Source organism: Kitasatospora sp. NE20-6, from assembly GCF_045862635.1.
The window spans coordinates 295,508-317,531 of sequence record NZ_BPRL01000002.1 but is presented as its reverse complement, the minus strand read 5'-3'; the positions used below and the strand labels follow the sequence as shown (position 1 = coordinate 317,531).

General features: G+C 74.1%; 20 protein-coding genes. 13 read left to right on the top strand and 7 right to left on the bottom strand.

Going from position 1 to position 22,024, the window contains the following annotated elements; genetic code table 11:
• The first annotated feature begins 25 nt into the window (after positions 1 to 25).
• The 11 genes from SNE206_RS02090 (at position 26) to SNE206_RS02040 (ending at position 13,111) form a co-directional block, all read left to right on the top strand.
• A complete protein-coding gene (locus SNE206_RS02090) occupies positions 26 to 1,324 on the top strand; it encodes an ATP-grasp domain-containing protein (protein WP_407911565.1) in 1,299 nt (432 codons plus the stop codon).
• Positions 1,321 to 1,647: a hypothetical protein gene (locus SNE206_RS02085; protein WP_407911564.1), complete on the top strand. Its 327-nt coding sequence runs from the start codon at positions 1,321 to 1,323 to the stop codon at positions 1,645 to 1,647. Before SNE206_RS02090 ends, SNE206_RS02085 begins: the two co-directional genes overlap by 4 nt.
• A gap of 1 nt (position 1,648) precedes the next feature.
• The gene (locus tag SNE206_RS02080) at positions 1,649 to 3,016 is read left to right on the top strand and encodes an FAD-binding oxidoreductase (protein WP_407911563.1); all 1,368 of its coding nucleotides are present in this window, start codon (positions 1,649 to 1,651) and stop codon (positions 3,014 to 3,016) included.
• A gap of 132 nt (positions 3,017 to 3,148) precedes the next feature.
• A complete protein-coding gene (locus SNE206_RS02075) occupies positions 3,149 to 4,309 on the top strand; it encodes an acyl-CoA dehydrogenase family protein (protein ID WP_407911562.1) in 1,161 nt (386 codons plus the stop codon).
• Between the two features lie 43 nt (positions 4,310 to 4,352).
• Complete coding sequence (ddaH, locus tag SNE206_RS02070; RefSeq protein ID WP_407911561.1) at positions 4,353 to 5,216, top strand: dimethylargininase; 864 nt, start codon at positions 4,353 to 4,355, stop codon at positions 5,214 to 5,216.
• Positions 5,217 to 5,240: 24 nt separating this feature from the next.
• Complete coding sequence (locus tag SNE206_RS02065; protein ID WP_407911560.1) at positions 5,241 to 6,494, top strand: ATP-grasp domain-containing protein; 1,254 nt, start codon at positions 5,241 to 5,243, stop codon at positions 6,492 to 6,494.
• A gap of 124 nt (positions 6,495 to 6,618) precedes the next feature.
• Complete coding sequence (locus SNE206_RS02060; protein ID WP_407911559.1) at positions 6,619 to 7,446, top strand: isocitrate lyase/phosphoenolpyruvate mutase family protein; 828 nt, start codon at positions 6,619 to 6,621, stop codon at positions 7,444 to 7,446.
• A gap of 148 nt (positions 7,447 to 7,594) precedes the next feature.
• Positions 7,595 to 9,127 (top strand): MFS transporter, encoded by a 1,533-nt coding sequence (locus SNE206_RS02055; RefSeq protein ID WP_407911558.1) that lies wholly within the window; start codon positions 7,595 to 7,597, stop codon positions 9,125 to 9,127.
• Positions 9,085 to 10,344, top strand: a complete 1,260-nt coding sequence (locus SNE206_RS02050; protein WP_407911617.1) for a diacylglycerol/lipid kinase family protein — start codon at positions 9,085 to 9,087, stop codon at positions 10,342 to 10,344. Before SNE206_RS02055 ends, SNE206_RS02050 begins: the two co-directional genes overlap by 43 nt.
• Before the next feature lie 189 nt (positions 10,345 to 10,533).
• Positions 10,534 to 12,084 carry a PP2C family protein-serine/threonine phosphatase gene (locus tag SNE206_RS02045; RefSeq protein WP_407911557.1) on the top strand — a complete coding sequence of 517 codons (1,551 nt, stop codon included), beginning with the start codon at positions 10,534 to 10,536 and terminating at the stop codon, positions 12,082 to 12,084.
• 172 nt (positions 12,085 to 12,256) lie between these two features.
• Positions 12,257 to 13,111, top strand: coding sequence for an SDR family NAD(P)-dependent oxidoreductase (locus tag SNE206_RS02040; protein WP_407911556.1), 855 nt, complete (start codon positions 12,257 to 12,259; stop codon positions 13,109 to 13,111).
• Positions 13,112 to 13,187: 76 nt separating this feature from the next.
• On the opposite strand, the gene SNE206_RS02035 is transcribed toward SNE206_RS02040, so the two are convergent.
• Entirely contained in the window at positions 13,188 to 13,628 is a 441-nt protein-coding gene (locus SNE206_RS02035) for a hypothetical protein (RefSeq protein ID WP_407911555.1), read from the bottom strand.
• A gap of 282 nt (positions 13,629 to 13,910) precedes the next feature.
• On the opposite strand from SNE206_RS02035, the gene SNE206_RS02030 reads away from it, so the two are divergent.
• Entirely contained in the window at positions 13,911 to 14,186 is a 276-nt protein-coding gene (locus SNE206_RS02030) for a DUF2087 domain-containing protein (RefSeq protein WP_407911554.1), read from the top strand.
• 138 nt (positions 14,187 to 14,324) lie between these two features.
• On the opposite strand, the gene SNE206_RS02025 is transcribed toward SNE206_RS02030, so the two are convergent.
• From SNE206_RS02025 to SNE206_RS02005, 5 genes are read right to left on the bottom strand one after another with little or no spacing between them, the layout of a single operon-like run.
• Positions 14,325 to 15,761, bottom strand: a complete 1,437-nt coding sequence (locus tag SNE206_RS02025) for a cellulose binding domain-containing protein (protein ID WP_407911553.1) — start codon at positions 15,759 to 15,761, stop codon at positions 14,325 to 14,327.
• A gap of 56 nt (positions 15,762 to 15,817) precedes the next feature.
• Complete coding sequence (locus tag SNE206_RS02020) at positions 15,818 to 17,341, bottom strand: beta-N-acetylhexosaminidase (protein WP_407911552.1); 1,524 nt, start codon at positions 17,339 to 17,341, stop codon at positions 15,818 to 15,820.
• A gap of 34 nt (positions 17,342 to 17,375) precedes the next feature.
• Positions 17,376 to 18,311 (bottom strand): carbohydrate ABC transporter permease, encoded by a 936-nt coding sequence (locus tag SNE206_RS02015; protein ID WP_407911551.1) that lies wholly within the window; start codon positions 18,309 to 18,311, stop codon positions 17,376 to 17,378.
• Positions 18,308 to 19,219, bottom strand: a complete 912-nt coding sequence (locus tag SNE206_RS02010) for a carbohydrate ABC transporter permease (RefSeq protein WP_405010286.1) — start codon at positions 19,217 to 19,219, stop codon at positions 18,308 to 18,310. Before SNE206_RS02010 ends, SNE206_RS02015 begins: the two co-directional genes overlap by 4 nt.
• A gap of 15 nt (positions 19,220 to 19,234) precedes the next feature.
• On the bottom strand, positions 19,235 to 20,503 hold the full coding sequence (locus SNE206_RS02005) for an extracellular solute-binding protein (protein WP_407911550.1): 1,269 nt from the start codon (positions 20,501 to 20,503) through the stop codon (positions 19,235 to 19,237).
• A gap of 219 nt (positions 20,504 to 20,722) precedes the next feature.
• On the opposite strand from SNE206_RS02005, the gene SNE206_RS02000 reads away from it, so the two are divergent.
• Positions 20,723 to 21,496 (top strand): GntR family transcriptional regulator, encoded by a 774-nt coding sequence (locus SNE206_RS02000; RefSeq protein WP_407911549.1) that lies wholly within the window; start codon positions 20,723 to 20,725, stop codon positions 21,494 to 21,496.
• 55 nt (positions 21,497 to 21,551) lie between these two features.
• Here the strand turns inward: SNE206_RS02000 and SNE206_RS01995 are convergent, their stop codons facing one another.
• Positions 21,552 to 21,923 carry a hypothetical protein gene (locus SNE206_RS01995; RefSeq protein ID WP_407911548.1) on the bottom strand — a complete coding sequence of 124 codons (372 nt, stop codon included), beginning with the start codon at positions 21,921 to 21,923 and terminating at the stop codon, positions 21,552 to 21,554.
• Between the last annotated feature and the right edge of the window lie 101 nt (positions 21,924 to 22,024).

Genomic DNA, 22,024 nt, shown 5'->3' with positions numbered 1-22,024 from the left:
CCTGGAACCGGAGAGGAGATCCACCATGAGCGACACCGACAACGTGCTGCTGATCATCGGCAGCGGGCTGAGGGTCTACCGCGAATACCTCGTCAGATCGGTCTCGGCCCGGGCCCGGGCGGCCGGACTGCGCCTGGTGCTGATCAACAACATCAGACCGACCTGGCAGCAGGAGTACGTCGACGAGATCACCGTGGTCAACGTCTTCGACCACGGCCTGCTGGCCGCGACCGCGCGGGAGATCGCCGCCCGCAGCAGCATCGCGGGCGTGCTCTGCTGGGACGAGCCGCTGGTCATGCCCGCCGCCGAACTCGCCGCCGAGTTCGGCGTGCCGGGCCTCGGCACCGCCGGCGTGCAGGGCTGCCGCGACAAGTACCGCACCCGCTCGCTGCTCACCGCCGCCGGCCTCCCGCAGCCCGGGTTCACGATGACCGCCACCCCGGACGAGGCCCGCGCCGCCGCCGCCCGGATCGGCTACCCCGTGGTGGTCAAGCCCCGGGCGCTCGGCGCCAGCATGGGCGTCGTCCTCGCCGCCGACGCGGCCGCGCTCGACGCGGCCTACCGGACGGCGTCCGGCGCCAGCCTCGTCGGCGACGAGCCCTACCGGGGCGGCGCCATCGTGGAGGGCTTCGCCGACGGACCGGAGATCAGCGTCGACGCCGCCGTCTTCAAGGGCGAGTACCTGCCGATGTTCGTCGCCCGCAAACGGACCGGCCACCACCCGTACTTCGAGGAGGTCGGCCACATCGTCGACGCCGCGGACCCGCTGCTCGCCGACGACGTGCTGATCGACACCCTCGCCCGCGCCCACCGGGTGATCGGGGTCGAGAACGGCATCACCCACACCGAGGTGAAGCTCACCGACCGCGGACCGGTCATCATCGAGATCAACGGCCGCCTCGGCGGCGACCTCATCCCCCTCCTCGGCCGCACCGCCACCGGCATCGACCCGGGCGAGGTCCTCGTCGACCTCGCCCTCGGCCGCCGGCCCGAGGTCGAGCAGCTCCGGCAGACCGTCGCGGGCATCCGCTTCGGCTACCCGGCCGAGGACTCCACCGTCCGCTCGGTCACCCTGCCCGACGAGGCGCCGGGGCTGGTCGACGCGGCCGTCATGGCCGGGCCCGGCACCGAACTCCGGCTGCCGCCCGGCGGCTACATCGCCCGCCACTCGTACGTCGTCTGCGCGGCCGACACCCCGGAGGAGTGCGCCGAGCAGCTGGAGGCCGCCGCCGCGCTCGTCGTCCTCGACGCCGAGCCGCTGACCGCCAAGCAGGCCGGCACGGCCCTGGAGATGCCCGCCGGACTCCTGGACGTGGACGCATGAGCATCGACTACGACGGTCGGCGCTTCCGCAAGGCCGGCGGCGGCGACGGCGTCGTCGCCTGCTACCACCAGGAGGGCGACCTCGTCTGGGCGGACTTCACCGGCGGACCGGTCCGCCGGGGCACCGTCAACGGCACCGTCGACCCCGAGGGCCGCCTCCACCTCGCCTACACCCTGGTCATGGCCGACGGCGCGGTGATCTCCGGCGCGACGGTCAACACCCCCGAACCCGCCCCGGACGGACGGCTGGTGCTCCGCGAGGAGTGGGAGCGCTACGGCCGCCACACGGCCAGCGGGGTCTCCTACCTCGAGGAAGTGCGCTGAGATGTCACCGACCGACCGGCAGACCGCCGACCTGGAGAGCCGTGTCCGCGGCCGCGTCCGCCGCCCCGGCGAGGACGGCTTCGCCGAGGCCAGCGCCCCCTTCAACAAGCGTTTCGCCACCACCGCCCCCGCCCTCGTCGTCTCCGCCGCCGACACCGCCGACGTCGTCGCCGCGATCGGCTGGGCCCGTACCCACGGCGTGCCGCTGGTCGCCCGCGGCGGCGGGCACGGCTACGCCGGGACCTCCGTCACCACCGGCCTGGTCCTGGACCTGCGGGCGCTCGACACGATCACGGTCGACCCCGCCACCGGGCTGGTCACCGCCGGCGGCGGCACCCGGATGAACGCGCTGTACGCCGTGCTCCAGGAACACGACCTGGCGATCCCGCTGGGCAACTCCGACGACGTGTCGGTGGCCGGGCTGACGCTCGGCGGCGGCGTCGCGGCCGTCTCCCGGGCCTTCGGTGCGACCTGCGACTCCCTGGTGGAGACCGAGATCGTGCTCGCCGACGGCACCGTGCTCACCTGCGACGAGGAGCGCAACGCCGACCTGTTCTGGGCCTGCCGGGGCGGCGGCGGCGGTGTCTTCGGCGTCAACACCTCCTTCACCTTCCGCACCCGCCCGACCCGGCCGAGCTCCACCTGCCTGCTGCTGTGGCACGGCGAGGACGCCGCCCCGGTGCTCGCCCGGATGCAGGAGGTCATGCGCGACGCCCCGGACGCCTTCTCCGCCCGGATCGGCGTCAACCGGACCACCGACGGGCCCACCGTCGTCTCGGTGATCGGCCAGCACCTCGGCCCGGCCGGCGAACTGCGCCGGATGCTGGCCCCCGCCCTGGCCGTCGCCGCCCCGTACAGGGCGGACATCGAGGACCGCACGTACTGGGAGGCCAAGGACTACCTGCACCACAACACCTCCGGCGACCCGTTCGCGGTCCGCACCAGGACGGTCACCGAACCGCTCGGCGCCGAGGCGGTCAGCGCGGTCCTCACCGCCCTCGACAAGTGGCCCGGCAGCAGCAACCCGGACGGTGCCGGCGTGGCGCTGTTCACCTGGGGCGGGGCGATGAACCGCGTGCCCGCCACCGCAACGGCCTTCCCGCACCGGGACGTGCTCTTCCTGGTCTCCATGGACACGTCCTGGGGCGTCGGCGACAGCGCCTCGACGGTCCGCGCGAACCTCGACTGGCTGACCGGACTCTACGACTCCATGGGCGACTTCGCCGGGAGCGGCGCCTACCTCAACTTCGCCGACCCTGACCTGCAGGACTGGGGGCCGGCCTACCACGGCCCCAACCTCCGGCGGCTGCGCGAGATCAAGCACCGCTACGACCCGGACCGCTTCTTCGACTTCCCGCAGGCCCCCTGACCGGGCCGCCGCCCAACGGCCCCAACGGCACCGGCACCAACGGCCCCACCGGCACCGGACGACCGGCACCACAGCACCGGCACCACAGCCCGGCACCCCCCGCACGCCCGAACCCGAGAGAGGGACAGCGACATGACCAGTACGCCGGACGGAGCCGGGATCCTCGCCCGGGCCAGGGCGCTCGCCCCCGCGCTGCGCGAGCGCTCCGAGGAGATCGAACGCGCGCGCCGGCTGCCCGCCGACGTGGTCGAACTCCTGCGCGCCACCGGGGTGTTCCGGATGGGCTTCGGCCGCCGCTGGGGCGGTCCCGAGCTCACCTCGATGGAGCAGACCGCCGTGGTCGAGGCCCTGGCGTACGGGGACACCTCGGCCGGCTGGTGCGCGATGATCGGCATGGACACCGGGCTGTACGCCTCGTTCCTGGACGAGACCACCGCCAAGGAGATGTTCCCCCACCTCGACATGATCACGGCGGGGCTGCTCTTCCCGTCCGGCCGGGCCGACCGCGTCCCCGGCGGCTACCGGCTCACCGGGCACTGGCAGTTCGGCAGCGGCATCACCCACAGCGACTGGGTCATCTCCGGCGCGTTCATCTTCGCCGACGGCCGGCCCGAGCCCGCCGAGGGCCCGCAGGACTCCCGGCTGCTGATGGTGCCCCGCGGCGAGGTCGAGATCCTCGACACCTGGCACACCACCGGCCTGGCCGGCAGCGGGAGTTGCGACTACCGGATCACCGACGTGTTCGTACCCGAGGAGCACGCGCTCACCTTCGACACCGTGCACGGCGGGGCCGGGCCGCTCGCGCAGCCCGAGGTGCACATGCGCAACATGCCGGGCGTGCCGCTCGGCGTGGCCCGCGCGGCCCTCGACCACGTCCGCGCGGCCATCACCGAGGGCGGCCGGTGGACCGACGACTGGCGCGCCCAGACCACCCTCGCCGCGTGCGAGGCGGACTTCAACGCCACCCGCGCCGCGGTGTACGGGGCGCTGCACCGCCAGTGGGAGGTGCTCGCCGCCGGCGGCACCCTCGCCGACCTGACCCCGGACGAGCGGGCCGCCCTCCCGCTGTCGCGCCTGCACGCCTTCCGCACCGCCCGCTCGATCGTCACCCGCCTGTACGACCTGATGCAGACCGCCTCCGTCTACCGCCCGTCGCCGCTGGACCGCTGGCTGCGCGACACCACCACCATGTGCCAGCACATCGTCGCCCAGGACCGCATCCTGCAGTCCGCCGGTGCCCATCTCCTCGGCGGCAGGCCGGAGTTCGCGCTGAGCCTCGGCATCACCGGCTGACCCGTCCCGTCCGCCCGACCACTCCGAAGAGGGAGAAACCCCCATGACCGACCTCCTCGTCCCGGTCGTCCCCGTCGCAGCCCGGCGCCGGGTCCGGCTCCGCCACTACCTGATGTGCGCGCCCGCGCACTACGACGTGCGGTACTCCATCAACCCCTGGATGGACCCGGCCAAGCCGACGTCCACCGCCCTCGCGCTGGCCCAGTGGGAGGTGCTGCACGACCTGCTGGTCTCGTTCGGCCACCGGGTCGACGTCATCGCTCCCGGCCCCGGCCTGCCCGACATGGTCTTCGCCGCCAACGGCGCCACCGTGATCGACGGCAAGGCGCTCGTCGCCCGGTTCCGCCACCCCCAGCGGGACGGCGAATCCGCCCACTACCTCGACTGGTTCCGCGCGAACGGCTTCGAATCGGCCGTCCAGGCCACCTGGCCCAACGAGGGCGAGGGCGACTACCTGACCACCCGCCGGGCGATCCTGGCCGGCACCGGCTTCCGCTCCGACCCGCGCGCGCACGCCGAGGCCGAGGAGCTGTTCGACCGGCCGGTGATCCGCCTCGACCTGGTCGACCCCCGCTACTACCACCTCGACACCGCCCTCGCCGTGCTCGACGACGACGAGATCATGTACCACCCGGCGGCGTTCACGCCGGAGAGCCGGGCCGTGCTGCTCGGCCTGTTCCCCGACGCGATCCTCGCCGACGACCGGGACGCCGCGGTCTTCGGCCTCAACGCCGTCTCGGACGGCCTGCACGTCGTCCTGCCGGAGGCCGCCACCGGCCTGGCCGCCGAGCTGCGCGAGCGCGGCTTCGAACCGGTCGGCGTCGACCTCTCGGAACTGCTGAAGGCCGGCGGCAGCGCCAAGTGCTGCACGCTCGAACTGCGTCCGGCGCCCGCCGACCGCCCGTGACACCCCCGCGACCGGAGTGACGACATGACGCAACGACCACTGATCATCGTCGGGTACGTGAACGTGCTGCGCTCGGTGCCGCACTTCGAGCCCGGTTCGGTGATCCTCGTCGACGAGCCCGACGTGATCCGCAAGCGCCACCTCGCGGACGCCCTGGAGGGCGCCCCGATGCTGCGCGAACTCATCGCCTGGGAGTACCAGCTCGACGGCTCGGCCGACGAGTTCTTCAACACCCACCCGGACCTCGACCCGCTCTCGGTGGTCCCGCTGCTGGAGTACGCGACACCGTTCGCGGCGCGCCTCGCCGAGCGGTACGGCGTGCCGGGCGCGGGGGCCGGGGCCGCCCGGATCCTGCGCGACAAGGCCCTGCTGCGCAGGGTCACCGCCGCCGCCGGCGTCCGCAACCCGGAGTCCCGGGCCGTGGACGGCCCGGCGGAGGTCCGGGCGTTCATGGCCGAGCACCCCGGTTCCGTCGTGCTCAAGCCCGCCAACCGGCAGGCCTCGGTGGGCACGAAGATCCTGCACGACCCGGCCGGGACCGACCTGGCCTGGGCGGAGTGCGTGGCCCAGGACGAGGGCTACCTCGTGCCGGACCGCGACGTCCAGCTGCGGATGCTGGTCGAACGGTACGTGCGGGGCGACGAGTACAGCGTCGAGATGCTCGTGCGCGACGGCGTCCCGCTGTTCACCAACATCACCGCCAAGGTGCTGTTCCCCGGCCCCCGGCCGATCGAGCTCGGGCACCTCGTCCCGGCCGAGGTCTCCGACGAGCTGGGCGGGCGGCTGACCGACGGCACCGCCGCCGTGCTGCGGGCGGTCGGGTTCGGCAGCGGCATCGTGCACTGCGAGTGGATCGTCAGCGACGGCCTGCCGTACCTGGTCGAGTGCGCCGGGCGGTTCCCCGGCGACGGCATCCCGATGCTGATCGAGCAGGCGTACCCGGTCGACCTGGCGACCCACTACTACACGGTGATGCGGGGCGAGCAGCCCCCACCGCTGCCGCAGCGGGCGGAGGGGGGCGCAGCGGTGCGCTTCCTGCGGACCGACCCCGGCGTGGTGATCCGGGTCGAGGGGGTGGAGGCGGCCGGGGCGCTGCCGGGCGTCCTGCACGCCTCGGTCGGCTACGGGCCCGGCGACACCGTGGGCGAGTTCCGCAGCTCCTGGGACAGGGTCGGCTCGGTGACGGCCCGCGGTGCGACCTCCGGTGCGGCGATGGCGGTCGCCGAGGAGGCATTGAACGCCATCAAGGTGGTGACCGCCGAGCGCCCATCGGAATGACCGAACCGACGGACACGTGACGCCGTGCCGGGCCGTTGTGCATGCCATCGTCCGCAGGACGCGGTCCGCCCCAGGTCGGCGCGGGCCTGCGGACACACACCATCGAGAAGAGAGAACTGACGCAATGCAGAACCAGAAGGCCAAGGCGGACACCCTCCGCGCCCTGCACGCCGACGGGGTGCTCGTCCTCCCCAACGCGTGGGACGCGGGCAGCGCCGTGCTGATCGCCCGGGCCGGGGCCAGGGCCGTCGCCACGACCAGCGGCGGTGTCTCGTGGTCGCTCGGCCGCCCCGACGGGGAGCGGCTGACCCGGGACGAGATGGTCGAGCAGGTGCGGCGGATCGCCGCCGCCGTCGACGTGCCGGTGACCGCCGACGTCGAGGGCGGGTACGGCCCCGCGCCGGAGGATGTCGCGGCGACCGTGGAGGCGGTCGTGGCGGCGGGCGCGGTCGGGGTGAACCTGGAGGACTCCGGGGCTCCCGGTGGCGGGCTGTTCGGCCCGGAGGAGCAGGCGGCGCGGCTGCGGGCGGCCCGCGAGGCGGCCGCCCGTGCGGGCCTGCCGGAGCTGGTGGTCAACGTGCGGACCGACGTGTTCCTGTTCGGGATCGGCGCGCCCGAGGGCCGGCTGGACGACGTGCTGGCCCGGGCGAAGGTGTACGCCGAGGCGGGCGCCGACTCGCTGTTCGTGCCCGGCCTGCTCGACCTCGACACCCTCGCCGTGCTGGCCGGGCGGTCGCCGCTGCCGGTCAACGCGATGGCGGGGCCGGGCGGGCCCGGGGTCGCCGCGCTCGCCGCGGCCGGCGTGCGCCGGGTCAGCGTGGGCACGGCCGTCACCCAGGCCGCGTACTCCGCCGTGCACCGGGCTGCCGTCGAGCTCCTCACCGAGGGCGGCTACGGCGCGCTGGAGGGCGCGCTGGACTTCGGCACCCTCAACGGCGTGTTCGCGGACTGATTGATCGGCGGTTCCGCCCGGCGGTGTCGATCAACCGGCCGGCGGGCTGCAATGGGACGGACGGCGGCGCGGGGTGCCCGGTGGCGCTCCGCGCCGCTCCGTCAGAGGCGAGGCCGCATACGGGATCCGAGGAGACGAGGGCAGAGCTGTGAGTGTGACGACTGCGACGAAGACCGAGCCGGAGGCCCGCCCGCCCGGCGTCCTCGCGGCGCTCCGGGCGACGCCCGCGCCGGTCCGGTACCTGCTGGGCGGCGTGCTCGTGAACCAGATGGGCGCCTTCGTCCAGACCTTCCTGGTGCTGTACCTGACGGCGCGCGGCATGTCGTTCGGCCGGGCCGGGCTGGCCCTCACGGCGTACAGCGCGGGCGCGGTGCTCGGCACGCTGCTCGGTGGCGAGCTGACGCACCGGCTGGGCCCGCGGACCACCATCGGCGGGGCGATGGCGGCCTCCGCGGCCATCCTCGGCCTCATCCCCTTCCTGAGCAGGCCCGCGATGTTCGGGCTGCTGCTGGCCGCGGTCGCCGCCGCGGGCCTGGCCACCCAGGCGTACCGCCCGGCGGCGGCGCTCATGCTGAGCGAGCTGATGCCGCAGGAGTTCCGGGTGATGGCGTTCTCCATGCTGCGGATCGCGCTCAACATCGGTGCGGCGATCAGCCCGCTGATCGCCGCCGGGCTGATCCTCGTCGACTGGGACCTGCTGTTCTGGCTGGACGCGGCGACCGCGATCGCCTACGCCGCGCTGGCGTTCGCCCTGCTGCCCCGGCTGCCCGCCGAGCCGCCGGCGGAGGCCGCCACGGCCGGCGGCGCCGACGAGCCGGCCGACGCCAGGCCCGTGCCGTCCCGGGGCTCCGCGTACGCGGTGCTCGCCCGGGACCACAAGTACCTGCTCTTCCTGGCGTCGGTGCTGCTGGGTTCGGTGATCTACGTGCAGTGCACCGTCGCCCTGCCGCTGAAGATCACCGCCGACGGCCACTCCACCGGCCTGTACAGCATGGTGCTCACCGCCTCCTCCCTGATCCTCATCACCTGCGAGCTGAAGATCACCAGCTACGTGCGGCACTGGAAGCCGTACCTGGCGGGCGCGGTCGGCACCGCGCTGATGGCGCTCGGCGCGGCCGGGTACGGGCTGGAGGCGGGCTCCGGCGTGGTGCTCATCCTCTGCACCGCCGTCTTCGTGTCCGGGGTGATGGTCAGCGGCCCGACGATGTTCGCCCACCCGTCCACCCATCCGGCCCCGGTCCGGGCCCGGTACGTCGCCGCGCACCAGGCCACCTTCGGTCTCGGCATGGCCCTCGGCCCGACCCTGGGGGTGCTCGCCTGGGGTGCGTTCCACAACGGCATCTGGCTGCTGTGCGGGGTGGTCGGCCTGGTCGCCGCCCTGTGCGCGCAGCTCGGCATGCGCGGCCACGTCCCGGCGGACTCCTGCCCGGGACCGGCCGGCCCGCCGCGGCCCCCCGCCCCGGGCCGGTGCGGGGGGCCGCGGCGTGCGGCCCCGCCCGCGTGGTGGACACGCGCGGGGGCGGGCGAGGAGTCATCATCGGGGTGGACCGAAGGAGCGCGATGGCACCCTCCCCCTCCCGTGCACCGGCGCCCGCCCGGCGGCTCGCCCGGCTCGCCCTGGTCTGCGCGGCCGCCGCCGTGGTGGTGCTGGCCGCGGAGTCCGGTGCGGCCGGCCTGCTGATCGCCGCCCTCGGTCTGGCGGCGCTGGCCCTCGCCGGTGCCGGGGCCTGGTGGGCGCTCGCGCACCGCGGTGCCGTCCGCGTGGCCGGCGGGGTGCTCGCGGTGGGCGCGCCGCTGGCCGTGGTGGTGCTCTACGCCCGTGCGGGCCTGTGGCCGGTCTCGCTGGCGGCGCTGCTCCTCCTGGCGGCGGCGACGGCCTGCGGTCAGGCCGCGGTGCGCCGGGTGGAGGCACCGTCCGGCATGCCCGCACGGGCGTGCGCCCCGCCGCGGCATCCGGTGCTGATCATGAACCCGAAGTCCGGCGGCGGCAAGGTCGGCCGCTTCGGCCTGGTGGGCAAGGCCGAGGCGCTGGGTGCCCGGGTGGTCCTGCTGGACACCACCGTGGAGACGGACGTCGCCGAACTCGCCCGCCGGGCGGTGGCCGGGGGCGCCGACCTGCTCGGCGTCGCGGGCGGCGACGGCACGATCGCGCAGGTGGCCGAGGTCGCGGCCGAGCACGGCCTGCTGTTCCTCGCCCTCCCGGCCGGCACCCGGAACCACTTCGCCATGGACCTCGGCCTCGACCGGGACGACCCCTCCCGCGCCCTGAAGGCGCTGACCGAGGGCGAGGAGCTCCGGGTCGACCTGGGCACGGCCGGCGGGCGGGCCTTCGTCAACACCGTCTCGTTCGGCGTCTACGCGCAGATCGTGCAGCGCCCGGAGTACCGCGGGGCCAAGACCGGCACGATCCTGGCCGCCCTGCCCGACCTCCTGCTCGGCTACACCGGCCACCCGCTCGACGCCTCGGCGGGCACCACCCGGCTGGAGTCCCAGCAGGCGCTGCTGATCAGCAACAACCCGTACACCCTGCCGGGCCCGACGGGCGCGGGCGGGCGGCGACTCCGGCTCGACCTGGGCGTCCTGGGCGTCGTGGGCGTGCGGGTCGGCAGCGCCGCCGCGGCGGCCGAGCTCGCCGTGCTCGGCACCCGCGCGGACGGCCTGCACGTGCTCACCGCCCCGGAGGTCACCGTCGGCTCCGCCGCACCCACCATCCCGGTGGCCGTCGACGGCGAGGCCCTGCACCTGCCCACGCCCGTCACGTGCACCGTCCGGCCGGGGGCCCTGCGGGTCCTGGTCCCGGTGCACCGGCCGGGCACCCGGGCGGCCGCCCCGGCCGCGGGCTGGCGCGCCGTCGTCGGCCTGGCCCTCGGCCGCCACGCACCGGAGTCCGCCGGCTGAGGGACGCCCGGCGCGGCCCGCGGCCACCGGCGGTGCCCGGGCACAGGTGACCTTCGGCCCCTGCACCGCCGGGGCGGCACCCCGCATGGTGGAAGAGGGCCCCGCCCGGACGCGGAGGGACGAAGGAGCATCGACACACCGACGGAGCACAGGGACGCAGCTCCGGCCGGTCAGGACAGGAGAAGTGCCATGCGGATCGGCCGCAGCCCGTCGGGAAACCCCTCGGCGGGCCTCTCGCCACGGGCCGCGATCGTGCTCGGCGCAGCCGTGCTGGCCGTCCCGCCCGCCGTGGGCAGCCTCGTCTTCGCCGACCTGCACGCCAGCAGCGCCAGGACGGTGGAGGTGATCCGGGAACGCCTGGATCCGGCCACCACCGCGGCCCGGCACCTCGGCAGCCTGGTCAACGGGCAGGCCGCCTCGCAGCGCGGCTACCTGCTGACCGGCGACCCGCTCTACCTCGCCGAGCTGAACGCCGGCACCGCGGACGCCGCCGAGACGTTCGCCGAGCTCAACAGCCGGGCCACCGCCGTACCCGGCCTCCACCTCGACCTCGCGCAGCTGGAGCACGAACTGGCCACCTGGCTGAGCGGCCTGGACCCGGCCGGCGCACCGGCGGCGTACGCCGGACCGGACCGGGTGAGCGCGGCGGCCCTCCACGCGGGGGATCCGCACCGGCTGCTCGCGACCACCGGGCACATGACCGAACGGCTGATCGAGGAGCAGCGGTCCCTCCAGTCGGCCACCTCGTCGGAGCACCGCAGCATGCTGCTGGTCGTCACCCTGCTGACGGCCGTGCTGCTGACCGCGGTGGCCCTGCTGTTCGTGCTGGGCTCCCGGCGGTTCGTGACGCCGCTGACCGCCCTGGAGCGGCGGGTGCAGGAGGCGGCGCGCGGCGACACCGGCGGCGGGTCGCACGCCCACGCGGGCTGGTTCGGCGGCGTCTTCGCCGAGGTGGAGCAGGTCCACACCCGGATGAAGGAACTGCGGTGGGACGCCCGCCGTCACCGCGAGGCGCTCGTGCAGCACGGCGAGGCGGCGCTCGGCGTCTTCGAGTTCCTCGTCTCGCACACCGGCCCCGGCCCCGGGGTCGACGCCGCCGGGCACCTGGTCGCGGCGGAGGGCCTCGTCGCCGGCGACTTCTGGGACGTCCTGCCGCTGCCGGGCGGCGCCACCGGCCTCGTCCAGGGCGACGTCTCCGGTCACGGCGTGCAGGCGGGGCTGCTCGGGGCGGCCGCCAAGGCGAGGGCCTCCTCGGCGCTGCGCCTCGGCCACGGGCCCCGGGTCGCGGTGGAGTCCGCGTGGGGAGCGGTGGCGGAGGAGGCCGAGCGGTTCGTCACGCTCGCCGTCGTCGTGGTCGACCCGGCCGCGGGCACGGTCGAGTGGGTCAACGCCGGCCACGAGCCGCCCGTGCTGCGGCGGGCCGACGGCACGGTGGAGTACCTGGGGGGCACCGGACCGCTGGTCGGCGCGGTGGTCGACCCCGCGGACCGCCCGTGGCGGACCGCCCGGACCTCGCTCGGCGCCGGCGACCTGCTGGTGCTCGCCACCGACGGCCTGACCGAGGCGCGCGGACCGCGCGGCGAGGAGTTCGGCGCCGACCGGGTGGCGCGGGTGCTGCAGGATCCGGGGGCCGACGACCCGGCGAGCGCCATCACCGGCCTCTACCTCGCCGTCGACCGGCACGGCATCGACTGGCAGCGCGACGACGTCACCGTCCTCGCCGCCCGGCTCACGCCGTAGCCCCCGGCCCGTCCCGCCCGGTGCAGGCACCTCCGGACGGCTGCACCAGTGGCCTCCACGGCACGACGACTTGCCATGAAGTGCACTCCAGCACCGACGATGAGGGCACCCCGAAACCGCGTGGCCGCCCCCGCCGGACCGGCCCGCACCGACCGTACGGAGCGGCACACCCATGACCACCGACCTCCCTGTCGTCCTGATCACCGGCACCTCCAGCGGCATCGGCCTGGAGACCGCGATCGGCGCCGCCCGCGCCGGCCTGCACGTCGTCGCGACGATGCGCGACCCCGGCCGCGGCACGGCCCTGCGCCGCGCCGCGGAGGAGGCCGGGGTGGCCGGACGGATCGAGGTCCGGCCGCTGGACGTCACCGACGCGGCGTCGGCGCGGGCGTGCGTCGCGGCCGTCGCCGCCGACCACGGACGGCTCGACGCCGTCGTCAACAACGCCGGGGCCGGCCGGGTCGGCACCCTGGAGCTGGACGGTGTCGCCCGGGCCCGCGAGGTCATGGAGGTCAACTTCTTCGGCGTGCTGACCGTCACCGAGGCCGCGATGCCGCACCTGCGGGCCGCCCGCGGGCGGCTCGTCACGGTCACGAGCGTGGGCGGCGTCGTCGGCCAGCCGTTCAACGAGGCGTACTGCGCGGCGAAGTTCGCCGTCGAGGGCTTCATGGAGTCGCTGCACCCCGTCGCCGCCGGACTCGGCGTGGCCGTGACCGTCGTCGAGCCCGGCGCCGTCGCCAGCGAGTTCGCCCGCACCGCGGGGGCGGGTGACGGCCTGGAGGAGCGCGCCGAGCAGTCCGGGCCGTACGGGCCCGCCCTGCGCGCCTACCTGGCCCGTACGGCGGAGGCGTTCGCCTCGGCCCAGTCGGCGGCCGACGCGGCGGCCGTGATCGTCGGCGTGCTCGGCGCGGACCGCCCGCCGCTGCGGGTGCAGACCTCGGAGCGGGCCCGCGCCTTCACCGGCCTCAAGCTCGCCGACCTCGACGGCTCCGCGGTCACCGGTCTGACCGCCGGCTGGGTGGCCTGACCCGCCGCCCCGCCCGGCGGGCTGATCCGCTGACCCGCCGCGCCCGCGCCCGAGCCCGCAGGCGGGCCGTCCCCGGTCAGAAGGCCGGACAGAGGCCGGCGTGCACGACGTCCAGGATTCTGGCGGCGGTGTCCGGCCCGAAGCCGTCCGGGTGGGCGGGGCCGGTGAAGCGCACCTGCGTGAGCTCCACCAGCCGCGGACGGTTGCCGGGGTACTGCCTGATCGAACTGCACTGGTTCAGCCCCCGGTCGACGGCCTTGCCGGCCTGACCGCCGACGATCTCCGGATCGATCGCGTCCAGCGCGGCGACGTACGCCGCCGCGGTGGCGGCGTCGGGCTCCGGCAGGATGCCCGGTGCCACCGCACCGCCCGACGCCGGTGCACGGGACACGCCCGCCCCGCCCGCCCCGCCCTGCGCGGGGGACGCCGCGACCGGCGCGGCGGCACCGGCCGGGCCTCCGGCACAGCCGGTGGCACCGGCGAGGAGGACGAGGGTGAGGGCGAGGGCGCGGCGCACGGGTGCTCCTGGGTAGGTGGTGGCGCGGCGGCAGGACGGCCGGAGGGAAGCGGCTGCGGGTCCTCGTCCTGCCACCCGCGCCGGCGGGGTCCTCTGCGGGCAGAGCGGACGAGGAGCAGGTCTACCGAGGTACCTGCCGGTAGACCGAACGGTTTGCGGAAGCGTTACCGGCCCGTGTGCGGAGCGTGTCGCCCGGGTGGCTGCCCCGTGCCGGGCGCACGGGCGCGCCGACCGCGGAAAACCCCTTGCCCACGGGCGGGCGGCCGGGGCACGCTCGGCGGCATGCCCGACCACCTCTCCACCGCTCCTCCGCAGATCGCGGCCCTCTTCTCGCACGGGCGCCTGACGGCCGTGCCCCGCCGGGCGGCCCGCCGGGAGCAGTTGCTCGCCCACCTCGCCGGGACGCTCTTCGAGCCCGGCCGGACGTACCGCGAGGCGGAGGTCAACGAGGTGCTGCGCACGGTCCACGACGACCACCCGGCGCTGCGCCGCTACCTGGTGGAGGCGGGTCTGCTCGTCCGCACCCGGGACGGCGCCGCGTACCACCGGGCCGCCTGAACCCCACCCCGCGCCGGCCCCGCACCCGCCCCGCACGGAACGCAGCCGGCCCCGGACGCACCGGGGCCCGCCCGGCGGTGCAGGGAGGCCGGGCGGGCCTGGGGGAGCTGCTGCCGGCGGCACGGCGCCGCCGGGGGGTCAGCTACCGGGAACGGTGTCGGTGAACGTCGTGCCGGCCGTGCGGTAGCCGGTGACCTTCGCCGCCACCTGGGCGGGGGTGAGCACCTGGTCCTTGACGAAGTACACGTAGTCGACCTGCTGGTCGTACGACCGTGCGGTGGTGCTGGTCTGGCCGTTGAGGTCGATCAGCCAGTGGTTGAAGTCGATGAACTGCCCGGTCTCGGGCAGGTACGGCTCGCCGTGGGTGCCGAAGACCTGGCCGTCGATGTAGTAGGTGATGGCGTTGGAGTCGATGGTGATCTGCAGGTCGTGCCAGCCGTCGTAGGAGATGCGGCTCTCGGTGTGGGCGTTGACGGCGTTCCACGGGTCCGGGTTGTAGGTCTCCCAGGACGTGGCGTACATGATGTTGCCCTGCTCGCCCCAGCCGCCGTTCGGCAGGTACTCGAAGTCCTGCTCGCCGTAGTTGGGGTCCATCGGCGCGTTGAGCGGCGTGAAGGCGAAGAACGTCTGGTTGACGTGGTCGCCGTCGGGGCCGCCGGTCGGGGTGTCGTCGAACTTCACCCGGGCCGCGTACGTGCCGAACTTGAACTTCTGTGCGGTGGTCTGGAGTTCGGTCTCCTTGGTACCCGCCGCGGTGCCGTTGGTGGTGAGCCGCAGGTTCATGATCGAGTTGCTGAAGGTGATGTCGGCCGGCGACCACGTCGCGCCGGGCACACCCGGGCCGCCCTGGCCCGACTTCACCGTCCAGCCGTGCTGCTGCACGGCCGGCTCGGTGCTGCTGGTGTAGCTGAAGTCGTCGAACAGCGCCGGGGCGTTGGGGTCGGTCGGCGGCGTGGTGGGCGGGTTGGTCGGGGGCGTGGTGGGCGGCGTGGTGGGGTTGTTCCCGGCCGGGGCGGTGCCCCAGACGAGCGCGCCCGCACGCTGCAGCGTGACCTTGTTCCAGTTCGCGTACGCGGTCTGCGTGCCGCTGAACGAGTAGTCGTCCGACTGGGTCAGGGTCTGCCAGTCGGCGCGGTAGAAGCGCAGCTGCATGTCGCCGGTGTTCTGACCGGGGGCGAGCGAGCCTGCGCCGGAGGTGAAGCCGATCTCCAGGTAGCGGTCGGCGGTGGCCGTGGGGCTGGCCAGGGTGCCGAACGTGCCGGTGATGTTCCCACAACCCTTGACCGCCCACGAGCAGGCGAAGCGGTAGGAGACCGACGGACCGTCCGACTTGAAGTAGTAGCGCAGCTTCAGGTCGGAGAGCGGCACGGTGGTGGAGCCGGTGTTGACCACCTCGAACCACGGCTCGACCTGGTCGGCGGTGGCACCGGTGGCGCTGGTGCGGTACTGCACGCTCAGGGCCTCGGCCGCGGACGCGGTGGGGGCGGTGACCAGCGCCGCGCCGGCGAGGCCGGCGGCGGTGCAGACGGCCAGCGCAGCGCGGGTGCGGCGCGGGATGCGGAGCTTTCCTGACACGGTGGATCCCTTTCCTGTGGGGGCGGTACGGGACTACCTGCTGCACGGTGCAGGGCTTACAGCAGGGCGGTGCGGTGGATCCCCAGCGCGGCCAGGCGGGATGCGTGGCCGCGCAGGGTCGGCAGGAAGTCGGTGGTCCAGTCGCTGGCCGGGTTCCAGGCGCGGTCGGCGAGGGCCAGGAGCCGCGGGAACGCCAGGTAGTCGAACTGGTCGGGGGTGGCGACGAACTCGCTCCACAGCTGGGCCTGGGTGCCGAGCACGCGGGCGCGTTCGGCGTCCGTCCAGTGCCCGGGGCCGGGCTCGTTGGCGTGCACGGTGTGCAGGTCGACGACGGCGCCGGCCTGCCCGAGCGGTTCGTCGGCACGGTCGGACTGCGGGTAGTCGAGGTACGTCGAGCGGTGCGGGGTCATCACCACGTCGTGGCCGGCGCGGGCGGCGGCCAGCCCGTGGTCGCCGTCGCGCCAGGGCATCACGGTGAACTCGGGCGGCAGGGTGGAGGTGCTGTCCTCCGCCCAGACGACCGGGCGGCGCCCTGCGGCGAGCAGGTGGGCGCCGACCTGGCGGAGGAACCACCCGTGCAGCGCCTTCGGTGCGGGCAGGCCGAGTTCGGCCGTGCGCGCCAGGGCGGCGGGGCCGTTCTCCCACTCCTCGGTGGGGCACTCGTCGCCGCCGAGGTGCACGTACGGGGAGGGGAAGATCTCCATCACCTCGTCGAGCACGGTGCGGCAGAAGTCGAGCACCGCGTCGTGCACGCCGAGGACGGTGGGGCAGACGCCCCACTCCGTCCAGACGTCGAGCCGCTGCTCGGGCCGGTTGCCCAGGTGCGGGTAGGCGGCGAGGGCCGCGCGGGCGTGGCCGGGCATCTCGATCTCGGGCATCACGGTGACGCCGCGTTCGGCGGCGTACCGCACGAGGGTGCGCAGCTCGTCCTTGGTGTAGGCGCCGCCGTGCGGGGTGTCGTCGTAGCGGGTGGAGCCGGCGTGGCCGATCATCGACCGGGCCCGCACGGACCCGACCTCGGTGAGCAGCGGGTACGCGTCGACGGGCATCCGCCAGCCCTGGTCGTCCGTCAGGTGCAGGTGCAGGACGTTGAGCCGGTGCAGGGCCATCCGGTCGACGGTGCGCAGGAGGTGCGCGAGCGGCTGGAAGTGGCGGGCGGCGTCGACCATGAGGCCGCGCCACGGGTAGCGGGGGCGGTCGGTGATCGTGACGCAGGGCAGTGTCCAGGCGGTGCCGGTGACCGGGTGGTCGGCGAGCGCCTCGGCGGGGAGGAGCTGGCGCAGGGTCTGGACGGCGTTGAGGAGCCCGCCGGGCCGGGCGGCCCGCAGGACGGCCCGCTCGGGGGTGACGGTGAGCCGGTAGCCCTCCTCTCCGCACTCCGGGGCGAGGGCCGGGTCGACGGCGAGGTCGACGGTGCCCTCGACCGCGGGGACGAACGGGAGGCCGGTGGCGGGGGCGAGCAGGGTGCGCAGCAGGCGGGCGGCGTCCTCGGCGGCGGCGTCGGCGCTCAGGGTGGTGCGGGCGTCGAGGGTGAGCCGGCCGGTGCCGGCGGCGAGGTGGACGGGAGTCGGAATGATCACGGGTTCGGGTCTCTCCGGGAGGGTTCGGACGCGGTCAGCCCTTGACGGCGCCGGCGGTCATTCCGGTGGTGACGTTCTTCTGCAGGACGAGGAAGACCAGCAGGACGGGCAGCATGAAGAGCGAGGAGGCGGCCATGGTGGCGCCCCAGTCGGTGCCGAAGACGTTGGCGAAGGAGGAGAGCCAGACGGGCAGGGTGCGGGCGTCCTGGTTCTTGATGATGAGCGTGTTGGCGAAGGCGAACTCGTTCCAGGCGGTGATGAAGCCGAAGAGCGAGGTGGCGAGCAGGCCGGGGGCGAGCAGCGGCAGCGTGACGCGGCGGAAGGCGGTCGGCCGGGTGCAGCCGTCGACGAGTGCGGCCTCCTCCAGTTCGGCGGGGATGGAGGCGAGGAAGCCGCGCAGCGTGACGATGGTGAAGGGCAGGGTCGTCATGAAGTAGACGAGGGTGAGCATGCTCAGGCTGTCGAGCATGTCGGTGTCGCGGGCGATGACGTACATCGGGATGAGCAGGGCTTCCCAGGGCGCCATCTGGGCGGTGAAGACGAGCAGGATGAAGGCCCGGCGGCCGCGCCAGCGCATCCGGCCGACGGCGAACGCGGCGAGGAGCGCCACCACGAGGGCGAGCAGCACGGCCCCGAGGGTGACGGCGAGGCTGTTGCGCCAGAAGGTGCCGAAGCCCTCGGCGTCGACGGCGGTGCGGAAGTGCGCGACCGTCGGGTGGAGCGGCAGGAAGGTCGGGGTGTCCGCCTGGATCTCCGCGGTCGGCTTGAACGCGGTGGTGACCATCCAGTAGACCGGGAAGGCCGAGACCGCGAGCACCGCGAGGGCGGCGAGGTTGAGCGGCAGCCTGCGCAGGGCGCGGCGCACGGTGCGGGCGGTCGCGGAGGTCCTGGCGGTACGGGCTTCGCGGGCGGGCCGCGGGGCCGGGGCGGGCGGTGCGGCGGGAGCGGCCGGGACGGCGGGCGCGGTCACAGGGCTTCCCCTTCCTGGCGGAACATGCGGCGCAGGTTGAAGACGAGGGCGGCGAGCAGGATCAGCACGGTGAGCGTGGAGACCGCCGACCCGAGGTCGTACTTGTGCAGCGACTGGGCGATCTGGAAGGCGTACACGGGCAGGGTGGTGGTGGCGCCGTACGGGCCGCCCTGGCTGACCACCCAGATCTGGGCGAAGCACTTGAAGGTCCAGATCACCTCCAGCGAGGTGACGAGGGCGAAGAGCGGCCGCAGGGTGGGGAAGGTGACGAGCCGGAACGTCTGCCAGGGGCCGGCGCCGTCGATGGTGGCGGACTCGTAGAGCTCGCCGGGGATGGTGGTGAGCCCGCCGTAGAGCGTGAGGGCGGCGAACGGCACGGACTGCCAGACGATCAGCATCACGAGGATGGCGAAGGTCGCGTTGCTGTGGGCGAACCAGGCGTACTCGCGGTACCCGTGCAGCCCCAACTGGTCAAGTAGCCAGTTGACCACTCCGAAGCGGGACTGGAACAGCCACTGGAAGATGGTGGTCGCGGCGATCACCGGGGTGGCCCAGGCGAGGACGAGCGCGCTCATCACCGCGAGCCGCATCCGCCGCCCGAGGCGTACGAGCATGAGGGCTATGAGGGTGCCGATCCCGGTGATCAGCACGGTGTTGAGGGCCGTCCAGACGAGGGTGCGGCGCACCACGGTCCAGAACTCGGGGTCGGACAGCACCTCGGCGTAGTTGTCGGTGCCGACGAACGGCGCACCGCCGCGGATGAGTTCGGCGAGCCGGAAGTGCTGGAACGACATCAGCAGGTTGCGGACGAGCGGGTAGACCAGGAGGTACGCCGCGCCCACCAGGGTGGGGGCGACGAGCAGATACGGCCAGACCCGGCGCAGCGGGGCCAGGGGGGCGGTGGGCACGGCGTGGTACTCCCGTCAGGACGTGCTGTTGAGGGCCTTGGTGATGGCGTCGGAGGCGGCCTTGCCGGCGGTGGCCGGGTCGGCGCCGGTGAGCACCTGGGTCATGTACTGCTTGATCGGGTTGTTGGCCTCGACCGCCGCCCAGTTGGGCGAGTTGGGGGTGGCGTGGCCGTTGACGGCGCCCGCGGCCATGGCGACCGCACCGTCGTTGCCGGCGAGCACCCCGGCGAGCGACGTGCGGTTGGGCACGTAGCTCATCTCCTTGGCCATGTCGCTCTGCCACTTCTCGCCGGCCAGCGCCTTGACCACCTCGTAGGCCGCGGCCTGGTGCTGCGAGGCCTCGGGGATGACGAGGTCGGAGCCGCCGGTGAAGACCGCGCCGGGCTTGTCGGCGGTCTTGCCGGGGATGGGGAAGAAGCCGAGCTTGTCCTTGAGCGCCGGGTTGGCCTTGATGATGGCGTTGGCGCCGCCGGGGGTGGAGATGACCTGCGCGCTGTGGCCCTTGGCGAAGACCTCGGCCTGCAGCGGCTTGGCCTCGTCGGAGTCCTTGGGGCCCTTGCCGAGCGCCTGGAGCTTCTTGTAGAAGTCGATGCCGGCCTGCGCCTGCGGGGTGTCGAGGGCACCGGCCCACTTCCCGTCGGCGCCCTTGGTGGCGAGGTCGCCGCCCTCGTCCCAGACGAAGCCCGCGAGGGCGTACCAGGTCTGGCCGGTGAGGTAGATGCCGTCGTTGCCGCCGGTGTTGAGCTTGGCGGTGTCGGCGAGCCACTCGTCGCGGGTCTTCGGCGGGGCGGTGATGCCGGCCTGGGCGAAGAGGTCCTTGTGGTAGATGACGACGCGGTTGGCGGCGTACCACGGGATGCCGTACTGCTTGCCGTCGATCTTGCCGGGCTCGGCGAGGCCGGGGATCCAGTCGGCGCCCTGGAGGTCGGCGACCTTGTCGCTGAGGTCCTTGACGCCGCCGCTGGCCGCGTACTGGGCGACCTGGGTGTTGCCGACCTCGATGACGTCGGGGGCGTCCTTGCTGGCCAGGGCGCTGGTGATCTTCTGGCCGATGCCGTCCCACTCCTGGATCTGGATGTTCAGGGTGGTGCCGGCGTGGGTGGCCTCGAAGTCGGCCTCGAAGCGCTTGAGGAAGCCGTCGGAGACGCTGTCGCGCATGATCCAGACGGTGAGTTCGGCGGGGGCGGCGGCGTCGCCGCCGGTGGTGGTTCCGTCGGAGGAGCTGCACGCGGTGAGCCCGGCGAGCGAGAGGGCGGCGACGGCGGCGAATGCGCGGAAGGACATGGGAGGTCTCACGGAGGGGGTCACCTCGGGGAAGGGAGCGAAAACTTACCACTTGCGGACTGGCCTGCTACTGGTAAGAGAAGGTGGCATAGACCAGTCGGGCCGTCAAGGCTCGAAACCACCTGGTAACGCGAATACTTTGCTTCGTACGGGGAGATTGGTGCAGACTGGTCAACAGCTGGCCAAGCCCCGCCGGCACCAGTACAGGAAGAGGTGGACATGGCTGGGGAGACCGCCGGTCCCGCGTACAAGCGCACCCGGGTCCGCGACTACCTGCGCGATCTGGTCGAGGCCCGGTCGCCCGGAGACCCGATCCCCTCCGAACGCACCCTCTGCGAGCAACTCGCCGTCTCCCGGCCCACGTTGCGCTCCGCCGTCGACGAGCTCGTCTCCACCGGCCTGATCGTCCGCGAGCACGGCCGCGGCATGTTCGTCGCCCCCGCGAAGATCACCCAGCAGCTCGCCGCGGCCACCGACGACCACACCTTCGTCCTCCCCCGCGCCGCGGGCATCTGGGCCAGCCGCGTCCTGGAGTTCTCCGTGGTGCAGGCCGGCGCCCGGGTCGGCCGCAAGCTGCGCATCTCCCCCGCCGTCGAGATCGTCTACATCGCCCGGCTGCGCCTCGTCGACGGCGAACCGATGGCCATCGAGTACCTGCACATCCCGGCCGCACTCGTCAGCGGGCTGCAGTCCACCGACATGGAGAGCGGCGACTTCTACGAACTCCTCCGCGACGCCTACGACGTGCGGGTGCACGAGGCCGAGCAGTCCATGGAGCCGACCGTCGTCAGCGAGAAGGAGGCCCGGCTGCTCACCGTGCCCGTCCTCTCCCCCGCCCTCCACGTCGAACGCCTCACCACCGACCGCACCGGCCGCCCGGTCGAGTACGTGCACTCGCTCTACCGCGGCGACCGCTACCGCATCGTCTCGCACCTCTCCCTCGGTGACGCCGACCAGGACGCCGGCCGCCCCCAACTGCGGCCCACGGACTGACCGGTGGCGTCCCGTGGCGCCCCTTGGCGTCGCTCCGGGAGCCGGACCGCGGCGGTCAGTCCGGCGCCGGGCAGCGCTCCGCCCGCCGGGCCGCGGGCAGCGGGCCGGGCTGGTCCGCCAGCCGGTCGCGCGCCTGCCGGAGCAGCGTGTGCGCGGCCCGCAGGTGGCGGACGACCTGCGGCAGGAACGTGCCCAGGAAGCGGTCCGCGCAGCCGAGTTCGGCGGACGCCGCGGTGATCAGCAGGCCCGCCTCGGCGAGGGCGGGGCAGCGGTGGTCGGCGGCGGCCTCGACGCCGATGACCGCGGTGAGGCGGGCGAGTTCACTCGTACCAGGGTCGTCGAGGTCGTCCTCGCCCCATAACCGGAGCTCGGCGGAGATGGTGGCGAGGAGGTCGTTGCGCCGTCCGGCCCACCAGTCGTCTGTCACGTACGGATCATCTCCCGACGGCCGGTCCTGCGTGGCGCGGTCCGCCGATCCGCTACCCGATCGGGTTGCCTCCGGACCGGCCCCGTTTCGGCGGTGGTCCC